Here is a 12,624-nt window from a genome sequence, read left to right on the forward strand (position 1 = left end):
GCACCTCTGGAAGGCAGGGAGAGAAGGCAGTGACCTACACGATTGCTGAACCGTGTGTAGATGTGATGGACAAGGCATGTATCGAAGAATGCCCCGTCGACTGCATCTACGAGGGTGGGCGCATGCTCTACATCCACCCCGACGAATGTGTCGACTGCGGCGCGTGTGAACCTGTCTGCCCCGTCGAAGCGATCTTCTACGAGGACGACGTTCCGGAGCAGTGGAGCCCCTACATCAGTGCAAACGTCGATTTCTTCGACAACCTCGGTTCACCGGGTGGAGCCGCCAAGCTCGGCAAGGTCGACTACGACACGCCGTTCATCAAGGCGCTGCCTCCCATGGGTGAGGAATAGAGATCTTGTCTCGTACTCCGGTGGCCGCCGGGCTTCCCGATTTTCCCTGGGATTCCCTGGCGGATGTCACAGCCACGGCACACGCACATCCCGACGGCATCGTGAATCTGTCGGTGGGTACCCCGGTGGATCCGGTGGACCCGCTCATCCAGGAAGCTCTTGCATCGGTTGCGGAGATTCCGGGTTACCCGACCACTCACGGCACACTCTCCCTGCGTGAGGCGATCGCCGAGTCGCTCGATCGGCGATACAACATCCCGGATATCGATCCGGCGGCCGTGCTGCCCGCGATCGGTACCAAGGAAATGATTGCGTGGCTGCCGACCCTCCTGGGTCTCGGCAGCGATGATCTTGTGGTCATTCCGGAGTTGGCATATCCCACGTACGAGGTTGCCGCGAAGCTCGCAGGCACACGGATCTTGCGGGCCGACGGCTTGAACAAGCTCGGTCCCGAATCCGCGTCGCTGATCTTCGTGAACTCGCCGTCCAACCCCACCGGCAAGGTTCTCGGTCTCGAGCATCTGCAGAAGGTGGTGGCGTGGGCACGTGAGCGCGGGGCCATCGTCGTGTCCGACGAGTGCTACCTCGGGCTGACCTGGGAATCGGATGCGTTGTCCATCCTTGATCCCCGTGTGAACGACGGCGACCTGACGGGTTTGCTGGCGGTGCATTCACTGTCGAAGACGTCGAATCTCGCGAGCTACCGTGCCGGTTTTGTCACCGGAGATCCGGCATTGGTTGCGGAACTTCTCGAAGTCCGCAAGCACGCCGGAATGATTCTGCCGCTGCCCATCCAGGCCGCGATGGAAGCCGCTCTCGGCGACGATCTGCATGAGAACGTGCAGCGTGAGCGTTACCGTGAGCGTCGGACCATCCTGCTCGACGCGGTGCGCAGTGCGGGATTCACCGTCGACAATTCCGAGGCGGGCCTGTACTTGTGGGCTACGCGGGGCGAAGCGTGCCGGGACACTGTTGCCTGGTTCGCGGAGCGAGGCATCCTGGTTGCGCCGGGCGAGTTCTACGGCCCGACCGGCGGTCAGCACGTGCGTATCGCACTGACCGCCACGGACGAGCGGATTGCCGCTGCGACAAAGCGGCTGACGACAAGCCTTTAGTGGCCCTTAAAGGCTTCGGCTAGCCACCAGGATCCGCCGTCGCTGCTGATCTTGGCGTCGATGACAAGTGGGCCACTACGTGGCCCACTTACCCACGTGCGCACAGCGTCGAGGTCTCGGGCCGTGCGTACCGTGATGCCCTCGGCGCCGTAACCGCGGGCAATGGCCGCGAGATCGGTGTCCGGAAAGGTCACGGTGGTGCGGTCAGTGTCTGGGTCGGTGAAGTGATGGACTTCTGCCCCGTATGCACTGTCGTTGTAAATCACGATTACCAGGGGAAGTTTCAGGCGCACAACGGTTTCCAGCTCCGAAATGCCCATCAGGAAGCCGCCGTCGCCGAGGGCTGCGACGGGCAGACGATCCGGTTGCGCCAACGCGGTGCCGATAGCGGTGGCCAATCCCAATCCGATGGACTGGAAAGCCTGCGTGAAACAGAACCCGAAGTGATCGGGCACCGACAGGTAGGCGCTGGGGTAGCCCATGAAGTTCCCCGAATCCACGGACACCGTGCGCTCCGTGGGGAGGATGGTGTCGAGTTCGAGTGAGAGCAACCGGGGATCTATCGAGTGCTCGGTGCTGAGATCCTCGAACGGAACCTGACTCCACTTCGTTTCCGTCGCAATGGAATCCCGAACCGCATCGGTGCGGTAGCCGATCCGGACGGGCGTCTTGTCGAGTGCGTCCAAGGCGTCGGTGGCCGTGGCCGCGCTATCGCCGACGATGCCCAGGTGAATCGGCCGGTGAGCACCAAGCGCGGCGGAGTCGAGATCGATTTGAACAACCGTCGTATCTTTTCCGATCAGATGTCCCTGGCGCATGGTCCACATATTGAGCGCGCATCCCCACCCGACAACAAGGTCGGCACCGGCGATGAGTTCCGCGGATCGAGGGGACGAGAACCCGCCGGAGATGCCGAGGGAGAAGGGGTCCGAGTGGAAAACACCGTTCGCGACGGCAGACGTCGCAACCAGCGCGCCGGTATGGCGGGCAAGTTCCGCGATCTCGGGTCCCGCGGCGCGAGCACCGCGTCCGGCCACGAAAACGGGGCGGTCGGCGGCGGCAAGTAGTTCGAGGAACTTGTCGAGCGCTGTTCCATCCGGCCGAATATGTTGGAGTGCAGGCGCATTGGGTGGCGTAGTGGCATCGGTAGCGATGTGGCTTTGCACATCGAGCGGAAGATTCAGCACGACGGTGCGGCGCTCACCCCAGGCCGTGTTGAACGCCCGGACGGTATCCGCAACAGCAGAATCCGCGCTGTGTACCCGCTCGGCCACTGCGCCCACGCTGCGGGCGAGGCCGTCCTGGTCGATGGCGAAGTTGGATTGCACTGCCGCGCCCGCGGTATCGGCGGTCAGCACGATGAGTGGGGTGCGACTCTTGGCGGCTTCGGTGATGCCGGTCAGAGCATTGGTCAAACCACATCCCTGATGGGTGGTGACCACTGCGACCGTTCCTGACATGCGCGCGTAGGCATCAGCCATGGTGGCAGCGCCGCCCTCGTGCCGGGCGGCGACAAACGGAACTCCGTGCCGCCGTAGCGCGTTGGTGACGGTGAAGTTTCCGCTGCCGACCACGCCGAACGCATACCCGACGCCCAACTCGGCGAGGGTGCGTCCGACCACGTCGGCAACGGTAGTCGCGAGCGTCACGAGCGCTCGACCAATGCAAAGACCCGGGCCGGACTGCCGGTTCCACCGACAATCGGTAGGGGCGAGACCACGAGCACGGCGCCGAGTGTCGGCAGTTTGTCGACATTCAGCAACTGGGTGAGTCCGTATTTGTTGTTGCCCAACAGGTAGTAGTGCGCCGGAAACATCGGCTCGAAACCGCCTGCTGCGCCGGCATCGATTCCCACCGTCTCCACACCGAAACCGCTGATCGGACTCGATTCGGCCAGCCACTTCGCCGCCGCTGCCGAGATGCCCGGGGTGTGCGGACCGTCGGCGTCTGCGTTGGCAAAGAGCTCCGGGTCGCCCACCCGCGAACCCCATCCGGTGCGCAGGATCAGCCAGGCGCCCTCGGGCAACGGTCCGTTCTCTGATTCCCAGGCCTCGATGTGCTCGGGTTCGAGCACGAAGTCCGCGTTCTTCTCGACCTCGGCGGTGACGTCGATGACGGCGATGGGGCCGATCAACCGGTTCGGCGGGATCTGATCGACGCTCAGGCCGTCGCGGCCGCTCACCCAGTGCGTCGGCGCATCGAGGTGGGTTCCGGTGTGCTCGCCGGTGTGCAGATTGTTCCAGCTCCACATGGGGCCGGCGTCGTCGAAATTGCTGACGGGTTCGAGGCTGGCGGGGATGGTGTTGGCAAACGGCTCGGGCAGCGACAGGACCGGGGTGGCTGAACTCAAGGGTGCGGTGAGGTCGACGATCTCGATGGTCTGTGAACCGATTTTTGTGAGCAGGTCGTTCAGCGTGGTCATGAGCCATCCTTCGATTCGAGCGCTGCGGGTGTATTCGCACACTATCGAGGGCATTCCAGGGGAGATACTGAAGGTAGGCGTTTTTCGGTTACGGAGGCGACATGGACGGCGTTACCGCAGTTCCGATTCCGGCCAACGAGCCGGTTCATTCCTATGCGCCGGGCAGCCCCGAGCGGAAAAGGCTCCGATCGGCTTTGCGCAGTGTGTCCGACGAGCACCTCGAGATTCCGCACGTGATCGGTGGAGTGGAGGTGCGTGGCTCGGGTGCGTCGGTTGATGTTGTCGAACCGCACCGCCGCGCCCACGCCCTCGGAACGTTTCGCAACGGCACCAGTGAAGACGCTGCCCGGGCGATCGAGGCCGCGTCCGCAGCAGCGCCGGGATGGCGTGAGCTGTCCTTCGACGACCGAGCTGCCGTCCTTCTGAGAGCTGCCGACCTTCTGTCCGGGCCGTGGCGCGAGCGGATCGCCGCGGCAACGATGCTGGGGCAGTCGAAGTCGGTGCAGCAGGCCGAGATTGACGCTCCTTGCGAGTTGGTGGACTTCTGGCGATTCAACGTGCACTTTGCGCGTCAGATCCTGGAAGAGCAACCGCAGTCGTCGCCGGGCGTCTGGAATCGGATGGACTACCGACCGCTCGAAGGATTTGTCTACGCGATCACGCCTTTCAATTTCACGGCGATTGCCGGCAATCTTCCGACCGCCCCGGCATTGATGGGCAACACCGTTCTCTGGAAGCCGTCACCAACTCAAAGCGTGGCGGCGTATCTGACGCTGAAACTGCTCGAAGAAGCGGGCCTGCCTCCTGGCGTGATCAATCTGGTGACCGGCGACGGCCCGGATATTTCCGCCGTGGCTCTGCAGGATCGGCGTCTTGCGGGAATTCACTTCACAGGTTCGACCCGAACATTCAAGTCACTGTGGGCGCAGGTAGGTGCAAATATCGACAAATATGCAGGTTATCCGCGTCTGGTCGGCGAGACCGGCGGCAAGGACTTCGTTGTCGCGCACCCATCGGCGGATCCGGAGATCCTCACGACGGCGCTGATCCGAGGTGCCTACGAATATCAAGGTCAGAAGTGTTCGGCGGCCTCACGCGCCTACATCCCCCGAAGTCTGTGGACATCGATGCGGGACGGCTTTCTCGGGCAGGTCGACGCAATCAGCTACGGCGACGTCAACGATCTCGAGAACTTCGGCGGCGCCGTCATCGACCGTCGGGCGTTCGACAAGAGTGCGGCGGCAATCGAACGGGCGTGGGCCACCGCCGGTATCACGATCGCTGTCGGCGGCAAGTCCGACGACAGCGTCGGATACTTCGTCCGGCCGACGGTCCTGCTGGTGGACGATCCACGTGACCCGGCCATGACCGACGAGTATTTCGGTCCGATCCTGTCGATACACGTCTACGACGACGATTCCTTTGCCCAGATCCTGGAAGAGGTCGATGCTGCGACGCCATACGCGTTGACCGGATCGATTTTTGCCACCGACCGAGCGGCAGTAGCTCAGGCAACCGGTGCACTGCGTTTCACAGCCGGCAATTTCTACGTCAACGACAAGCCGAGCGGTGCGGTAGTGGGGCAACAACCTTTTGGTGGTGCTCGCGGATCCGGCACCAACGACAAGGCGGGTTCGCCCATCAACCTGTTGCGCTGGGTATCTGCACGTACGGTCAAGGAAACCTTTGTCGCTCCGACGGACTACCGATATCCGCACCAGGGGATCGAGACGTGAAACCGTCTGCTGTGCTCACCAATTCGCTACGCCCAGTCATCTTGGCGGCCGCTCGTTCTCCTCGATGCGAGCATGCGATCACCCGGGCGCCGCTCAGCAGTGCGGTGGTGAACCGGTTTGTTGCCGGCCGCGAGCGCAGCGACGCGATAGCGGTGGTGAGCCGATTACTCGACGACGGTCGGTACGTCTCCGTCGACTTCCTGGGCGAGAACGTCACCGACGCAGTGTCAGCGCGGGCAACCGTGCACGAATACCTGTCGCTGATCGAGGAATTGGGGAAGTTCGCCGATACGCTCGCTCCGGTACCGCGGGTCGAGGTGTCGGTGAAACTGTCGGCGCTCGGCGCAGAAAGGAATACCGATGTAGCCGCCGAGAACGCTCGAATCATCTGCGCGGCAGCGCAGTCCGCCGGACTGTGGGTGACCGTGGACGCGGAAGATCACACGACCACCGATGCGACGCTCGCGACCGTGCGATCGTTGCGCGTCGATTTCCCGTGGCTGGGCACCGTCCTGCAGGCCTACCTGCGGCGCACCGAATCGGATTGCCTGGCTTTCGCGGACGCGCGGATTCGCCTGTGCAAGGGTGCGTACAACGAGCCCGAGGCGGTGGCGTACATCCGGCGGGAGGATGTGACGGCGTCGTACCTGCGGTGTCTCGATATCCTGTGCCGGGGAACGGGATACCCGATGGTGGCGTCGCATGACCCGGTGGTGATCGCGGCGGCGGCGCGGATGTTTTGCGGGGTCGAGCGATTCGAGTACCAGATGTTGTTCGGTATCCGGGAGCCGGAGCAAGCACGGTTGGTTGCGGGCGGGCAGCATGTTCGGACGTACGTTCCGTACGGCTCCGCGTGGTACCCGTACTTCATGCGCAGACTCGCGGAACGACCGGCAAATCTTGCGTTCTTCCTGCGCTCGGTTGTGTCCCGACATTGATGCTGCGGCGCAGTGAGATCTCTGCGTTGTGAGATGCTGTCAAAATGCTGCTTCGATCACTGAATCCCCTTGCCATCGCCCGCGGCGACGACGTCGACGACGCGATCACCATCGGGGATACGGTTCTCTCGCGCAGCCATATTCTCGGCGCTGCCACGTCGGTGGCGGAGCGGGTTGCGCAGGCCGAGCGTGTTGCGGTGCTGGCGACTCCCACGGCAAAGACCATCCTGGCGGTAGTCGGAGCGCTCATCGCAGGCGTCACTGTCGTGCCTGTGCCGCCGGATTCGGGAACTGCCGAACGTGAACACATACTGAAGGACTCCGGCGCCCAGGCGTGGCTGGGGGAGACCGACGAATTGTGCGTCGGCCTGCCGGTGGTTCCGGTTCGCCTGCACGCCCGTTCGTGGCACAGCTACCCGGAACCGGCGCCGCAATCCACAGCATTAGTCCTCTACACGTCGGGAACGACCGGACCGCCTAAGGGCGTGTTGCTCAGTCGGCAGGCAATTGCCGCAGGTCTCGATGCCTTGGCGGAGGCCTGGCAGTGGACGCACCGAGACACCGTTGTGCATGGATTGCCACTGTTTCACGTCCACGGACTGATCCTGGGCGTGCTCGGACCACTACGGGTGGGCAGCCGTCTGGTCCACACCGTCAAACCGACACCGCAGGCGTACGCGGATGCCGGCGGCTCCCTCTACTTCGGGGTGCCGACGGTGTGGTCGCGAATTGCCGACGACGAAGCGTCGGCCCAGGCGTTGGCTTCGGCCCGGCTGCTCGTGTCCGGTAGTGCACCGCTGCCCGTGCCGGTATTCGAGAAGTTGCGCGCCCTCACCGGCCATGCGCCCATCGAGCGGTACGGAATGAGCGAAACCATGCTGACCCTCAGTACCCGCGCCGACGGCGAGCGTCGGCCGGGCTGGGTGGGTCTACCGGTGCGCGGGGTCGAGACCCGGTTGCGCGACGAGGCCGGTAACGACGTGCCTCACGACGGCGAGAGCATCGGCGGACTTCAGGTTCGTGGACCCATGCTGTTCGACGGCTATCTCAATCGCCCTGATGCCACTGCCGAATCGTGGACTGATGACGGTTTCTTCAAGACCGGTGACGTCGCAGTCATCGACGAGGGTGGATTCCACCGCATCGTGGGCCGTGAATCCATCGATCTGATCAAGACGGGCGGCTTCCGGGTGGGGGCCGGCGAGATCGAGACGGCCATCCTGGGGCATCCCGGCGTCGCCGAGGTCGCGGTGGTCGGCGTTCCCGATCCTGACCTCGGCCAGCGGATCGTGGCGTGGGTTGTTCAGCGGGCGTCCGCACCCGAGGTCACAGAATCGGACCTCGTGGATCTGGTGGGTGCGCAGTTGTCCGCGCACAAGCGTCCACGCGAAATTCGGTTTGTCGACACCCTGCCGCGGAACGCGATGGGCAAGGTGCAAAAGCGCTTGTTACTGCCCGAATAATCTTGTTTGGTTGGTTTTTCTGTGTTTTTCGCTACACTACCCGCCGGTAAGACTTGCTCCAGTTGCGTGCGCAACTGGCATCGGAGGGACAGGTTTCATGGCGGGCGGACGGCATTCGAGCGCTGACAGCGGGCGATCATTCGGTTTTTACGCAGTCGGCGGGATGGTTGCGCTGGCGCTCGTTGCCACCGGAATTGTCGTGTTCAAGTCCGTGCAACCCGATACCTGCGACAGCGTCGAAGACTTCACCCTGGCAGCAGACCCGTCCATCGCGCCGTCGATCTCCGAGGTGCTGGCCGGAACCACCCCGGAGCAGACGGACTGCATGCATGTCGTTGTCGAAGCGGCACTGCCAGGCGACGTGGTCGGGCGACTGGGTAAGGGCGCCGACGCACCGGATCTATGGATTCCGGACTCCACGTCGTGGATCAGCAAGGCAGCTCTCACCGCGGCCGGTCCGGTTGCCGCCGCCGGTGGTTCCATCGCGACGTCTCCGGTGGTGTTGGCATCCGGAGGTGAGGAGTTTGCCGACTGGCTCTCGGTGCTCAAAGTGCCCGATCTTGCCCTCGGCAATCCGCTGTCCACCGGAATCGCGTCCGCCCCGATCCAGGCTGCACTAGCTGAGAGCGGGAGCGGCGCGGATGCTGTTCGCACGGCCCTGGTGCCACACGCCCAGGCCGAAAGTGTGCGCGCCGAGGACCAACCCGTCGGCGCGAAGATGCTGACCGAACTTGTCAGTACCGGCAAGGTAGGCGTGTCGACAGAACAGCAGGTCACCCAGTTCGCGAACGCCGCCATCAGCGCGACGGTACCGTCCACCGGAACCGTCCTGATGGACTACCCGTTGGTGGTGAGCGCCTCGGCGCCCGATCGCCATTACGCCGCAGCGCAGAAGGCAAAAGTCCTCGCGACGCTTTTAGAGAGTCCCGAGGCGCAGGAAATACTGGCTCGCAACGGTTTTCGTGACCAGTCCGGCCAGGGGCAGGTAGATGGGGGCGTCGGAGCTGTCCAAGCTCTGCCGGTGCCGGACCAAGCCACACTCGACAAGACGCTCGGATCCTGGGCATTGTTGGCCAAGCCGATCCGCACTCTCGTCGCGATCGACGTGTCGTCGTCGATGGACTTCCCGGCCGCCGGTGGGAAGACCCGCATGGACCTCACGACAGCTGCCGCACTCACCGGCAACCAGGTGTTCCCGGACAGTGTCGCCGCCGGACTCTGGGCCTTCTCACAGGGCATGAACGGAACGCAGGACTACCAGGAACTGGTTCCGATTCGCCGCTACGACACCATGGTTGGCGGAATATCGCAGCGAGCCCTCATGGCCGAGCAGACCAAGAAGCTGACACAACTCAAGCGCGGCGCAACGGGCCTCTACGACACCACGCTCGCGGCGTTTCGGAAAGTTCAGGAATCGTACGACCCGCGTGCGGTCAACAGCGTGATCGTCCTGACCGACGGCGCCAACGAGGATCCCGACAGCATCACGCGCGAGCAATTGCTCGACGTGCTCGAACGGGAGCAGGACCCAGCGCGACCCGTGATCATCGTGACCATCGGTATCACCGACGACGCTGATGCGGCTGCGCTGGCAGACATTTCACGCGTGACCGGCGGGTCCACCTACATCGCCCGTGATCCGTCGGAGATCTCCGGCGTGTTTGTCAACGCACTGGCTCACCGCGGCGCTTAGCCGGTCAGCACGAGGGGATCACCGTCGGTAACGGCAATGGTGTGCTCGCTGTGCGCGGTACGTGATCCGTCGGCCGAGCGGATGGTCCATCCGTCGTCGTCGAAGATGATCTTGTCGGTTGTGAGAGCGAACCACGGTTCGATCGCGAGTGTCAGCCCGCGTCGCAGTTTCATGCCGCGACCTGCGCGTCCGATGTTGGGGATGTGCGGATCTTCGTGCATGGTGCGCCCAAGTCCGTGGCCACCGAATTCGGTGTTGACCGGGTAGCCGTAATCGGCTGCGACAGCGCCGATGGCAGCGGAGATGTCGCCGAGTCGATTCCCCGGCCGGGCGACTTCGATAGCAGCGGCGAGGGCCCGTTCGGTGGCTTCGATGAGGCGTTGGTCCTCGGCGCGGGGAACACCGACGATGAGACTGCGTGCCGAGTCGGCAACCCACCCGTCGATGGAGACCGCGATGTCCATGGTCAGCAGGTCGCCGTCCTGTAGTACGTAGTCGTGCGGAAGTCCGTGCAGCACTGCATCGTTGACGGACAGGCAGATGACATTGCGGAAGGGTCCACGTCCGAAGGACGGTGAGTAGTCCCAGTAGCAGGACACGGCGCCGCGTTCTTTGATCAGGTGGCGGGCGCGGTGCTCGAGGTCGAGGAGATTGACTCCGGGCTTGGCGCGAGCAGCGAGATCGGTGAGCAGTTCCGCGATGAACGCGCCGGTGACGCGCATCGCTTCGATCTCGTTGGTTGTTTTCAGTTCCACCACAGGAATTTCCTTTCGGGCCGGTATTAAAATACCACCATACGGTACTCTGATCGCATGGTGCGACTTCCGTTAACTCCGGCCCAGCTTGCTGTCGGTCAGCAGTTGGGTGCCTATCTGCGTCAAGCCCGGGGTGGTCGCACGCTTGTCGATGTGGCGGAGGCCGCCGCGATTTCGCCGGAAACATTGCGCAAGATCGAGACCGGGCGCATGCCGACGCCGGCGTTTGTCACGATTGCCGCACTCGCCGATGTGCTTTCAGTGCCACTCGATGAGCTTGCCCGGATCTGCCTCGCCCGCGTAACCGCTTAGGCGGCTTCGGGGCTGGCCCACGGTATCGGAAGTGGCGGAGCGACCGACGAATACCGGTGGCCGGTAGGTGTTGTCGTGGTGAATGAGTGCCCGGTACCGGGTGCGTGATCGTCGGTTTCGGCGTACCAGTCCAAGCCCTGTTTGGCGTAATTGCATGCCGCGCACAGTCCTGCACCGTTGACTGCGCTGGTGGCGCCGCCTCTCTGATGGTCGCGAATGTGGTCGCGATGACGAACGGGTGCATCACACCACGGTGTGCGGCAGCTTCGATCACGGAGGTCGATCAACTGCGCCAGTCCCTTCGGGAAGATTCTGGACTTGGATTCCATAGCTGTCAGCTCTCCCGTGGAGGGGCGGGCATACAGTCTCCGGATGTGTGCGACGATATGAGAGTCTTTGCCGGACTGCGCAATCCACTCCCGCGCAATGCCGGCAGGAATGGGTCCGTAACCGTTGACGTGCGCGGGGTCCGTGGCATCGCCGAAGAGTGTTTGGTCGGAAATTACAAGATTCACGGTGACGGGTGTGGGTGTGGCGCGGCCGATTCCGGTGACTCGCTCGACGAGGAGATCAGCCATGATCTGAGCACGAGTGCGATCGTCACCATGGGAGAGGATGGAATCTGCGTCCCGCATGAGTGTGGCATGAACGGCAACCCCTTCCGCGACAGGGAGCAGAACACTGAGGTAGCACATGGTGTCGGGCGCCGGCCGTGACGTCACCCGTCGGTCACTTACGGCTTTGCGGGCGCGCCGGACCACACTTTCGGCATCTACCTCGGCGGTGCGTGCGCGGATTCTGGCGGTCAATTGTTGGTCCCCGCAGCCGGCCACGTTATCTGCATCGCAGCAGAACTCGCGATCGAGTGCGGCGCGATCTTGGACTGTGAGGCAGGCGGTTTCGCGCATGAGGATAGTGGCCCGCTGTTCATTGATGGCGCCGTAGATCAGGAGCCTGAGTGTGTAGGGCATCTCGTCGTTCAATGCGCGGGCGAGGCTCAGGTGTTGAGTGCCCGACCAGACTGATTCGCGTCGAGCGAGAGCAACTTGGGCGTTGATTCCGCGACCCTGATGTGCAGCCGGAACGCCGCGTTCACTGCGGTCTTTGCGAGTGGAAGCATCCAGATCGGCAGCTAGCAATGCTTGTGCGCCTGCACAACTGGCCTTCAGTTCCTCGAGTGCGCGCAGCAAGTCTATTCGTGCTGCATTGTCGACGGAACGGTCCATATCGATGAGTAGTGAACGGAACTGTGTGATCGTGTGGTCGGAAACTGCGGTCGTCATCATTGCCCCCCGGTAATGTCGAACGTGCATTCGATATTACCGTCGAATATCCACCTGCGCAATAGTTTTGACTTGCCGATGTGAATGGATCAGAGTGGGAGAGTGGTCGTGGGACAGGGGGGCGAGTGAATTTGTGGGATATGGCTGCCGATGGAGTGATGCCGCTGCCGTCGGGGCGGCTGGTTAGAGGTCGGGGATTACGCAATCCTTTGCCGGACGGACCGCTGCCCGAATTCGGGTTGTACGCGCAGGCACGTCAACCGTCTGCATTTGCATGGGAAAGCAGATGGATACGCTGGCCAGACTTCTGGCTGCCAAGCGATCGCCCAGAGTTTCGGCGCGCGCTGGAGGAACTGTTGCTGCGATCCGAGACCGAACGGGTGGAGATTGCGTGTGGGGGTGGGTTCGGGCGTACGGGAACAGCGTTGGCCGCTCTGGCGGTGCTCGACGGAGTTGCCGCCGATGAGGCGGTCGCCTACGTGCGCGAACACTATTCGCGACGGGCAGTGGAAACTCCGTGGCAGCGGCGGTTCGTGTCTACGTTCGCGTAGCTG

Annotated in this window: 12 protein-coding genes; 8 read left to right on the forward strand and 4 right to left on the reverse strand. The window is 63.2% G+C overall.

The genetic code is table 11. The features are described from left to right. Positions 1-29: 29 nt before the first annotated feature. Positions 30-353: a ferredoxin gene (fdxA, locus tag V2B23_RS12345; protein WP_033234456.1), complete on the forward strand. Its 324-nt coding sequence runs from the start codon at positions 30-32 to the stop codon at positions 351-353. 5 nt (positions 354-358) lie between these two features. Next, positions 359-1,468, forward strand: a complete 1,110-nt coding sequence (gene dapC, locus V2B23_RS12350; RefSeq protein ID WP_430950591.1) for a succinyldiaminopimelate transaminase — start codon at positions 359-361, stop codon at positions 1,466-1,468. On the opposite strand, the gene V2B23_RS12355 is transcribed toward dapC, so the two are convergent. Continuing rightward, positions 1,465-3,117 (reverse strand): thiamine pyrophosphate-binding protein, encoded by a 1,653-nt coding sequence (locus V2B23_RS12355; protein ID WP_430950592.1) that lies wholly within the window; start codon positions 3,115-3,117, stop codon positions 1,465-1,467. The two genes, dapC and V2B23_RS12355, sit on opposite strands and share 4 nt — an antisense overlap. Then, positions 3,114-3,890, reverse strand: a complete 777-nt coding sequence (locus V2B23_RS12360; RefSeq protein ID WP_430950593.1) for a cyclase family protein — start codon at positions 3,888-3,890, stop codon at positions 3,114-3,116. The genes V2B23_RS12355 and V2B23_RS12360 overlap by 4 nt, the downstream gene beginning before the upstream one ends. A gap of 101 nt (positions 3,891-3,991) precedes the next feature. On the opposite strand from V2B23_RS12360, the gene pruA reads away from it, so the two are divergent. The 4 genes from pruA to V2B23_RS12380 all read left to right on the forward strand — a co-directional run bounded on the left by pruA (position 3,992) and on the right by V2B23_RS12380 (position 9,720). Further along, a complete protein-coding gene (gene pruA / locus V2B23_RS12365; protein ID WP_430950594.1) occupies positions 3,992-5,626 on the forward strand; it encodes an L-glutamate gamma-semialdehyde dehydrogenase in 1,635 nt (544 codons plus the stop codon). Further along, positions 5,623-6,564, forward strand: a complete 942-nt coding sequence (locus V2B23_RS12370; RefSeq protein ID WP_430950595.1) for a proline dehydrogenase family protein — start codon at positions 5,623-5,625, stop codon at positions 6,562-6,564. The genes pruA and V2B23_RS12370 overlap by 4 nt, the downstream gene beginning before the upstream one ends. A 44-nt stretch (positions 6,565-6,608) precedes the next feature. Continuing rightward, positions 6,609-8,027 (forward strand): acyl-CoA synthetase, encoded by a 1,419-nt coding sequence (locus V2B23_RS12375; RefSeq protein ID WP_430950596.1) that lies wholly within the window; start codon positions 6,609-6,611, stop codon positions 8,025-8,027. A gap of 97 nt (positions 8,028-8,124) precedes the next feature. After that, positions 8,125-9,720 carry a substrate-binding domain-containing protein gene (locus V2B23_RS12380; protein ID WP_430950597.1) on the forward strand — a complete coding sequence of 532 codons (1,596 nt, stop codon included), beginning with the start codon at positions 8,125-8,127 and terminating at the stop codon, positions 9,718-9,720. Here the strand turns inward: V2B23_RS12380 and map are convergent. Further along, positions 9,717-10,478, reverse strand: a complete 762-nt coding sequence (map, locus tag V2B23_RS12385; RefSeq protein WP_430950598.1) for a type I methionyl aminopeptidase — start codon at positions 10,476-10,478, stop codon at positions 9,717-9,719. The two genes, V2B23_RS12380 and map, sit on opposite strands and share 4 nt — an antisense overlap. A gap of 54 nt (positions 10,479-10,532) precedes the next feature. Between map and V2B23_RS12390 the strand changes: the two genes are divergently transcribed. Next, positions 10,533-10,787 (forward strand): helix-turn-helix domain-containing protein, encoded by a 255-nt coding sequence (locus V2B23_RS12390; protein WP_430950599.1) that lies wholly within the window; start codon positions 10,533-10,535, stop codon positions 10,785-10,787. Here the strand turns inward: V2B23_RS12390 and V2B23_RS12395 are convergent. Next, positions 10,784-12,073: a DUF222 domain-containing protein gene (locus tag V2B23_RS12395; protein ID WP_430950600.1), complete on the reverse strand. Its 1,290-nt coding sequence runs from the start codon at positions 12,071-12,073 to the stop codon at positions 10,784-10,786. The two genes, V2B23_RS12390 and V2B23_RS12395, sit on opposite strands and share 4 nt — an antisense overlap. A gap of 155 nt (positions 12,074-12,228) precedes the next feature. On the opposite strand from V2B23_RS12395, the gene V2B23_RS12400 reads away from it, so the two are divergent. Next, positions 12,229-12,621 carry a protein-tyrosine phosphatase family protein gene (locus tag V2B23_RS12400; protein WP_430950711.1) on the forward strand — a complete coding sequence of 131 codons (393 nt, stop codon included), beginning with the start codon at positions 12,229-12,231 and terminating at the stop codon, positions 12,619-12,621. The last annotated feature ends 3 nt before the right edge of the window (positions 12,622-12,624 follow it).

This window comes from Rhodococcus sp. 24CO, from assembly GCF_050586165.1.
Taxonomy (GTDB): domain Bacteria; phylum Actinomycetota; class Actinomycetes; order Mycobacteriales; family Mycobacteriaceae; genus Rhodococcus_F.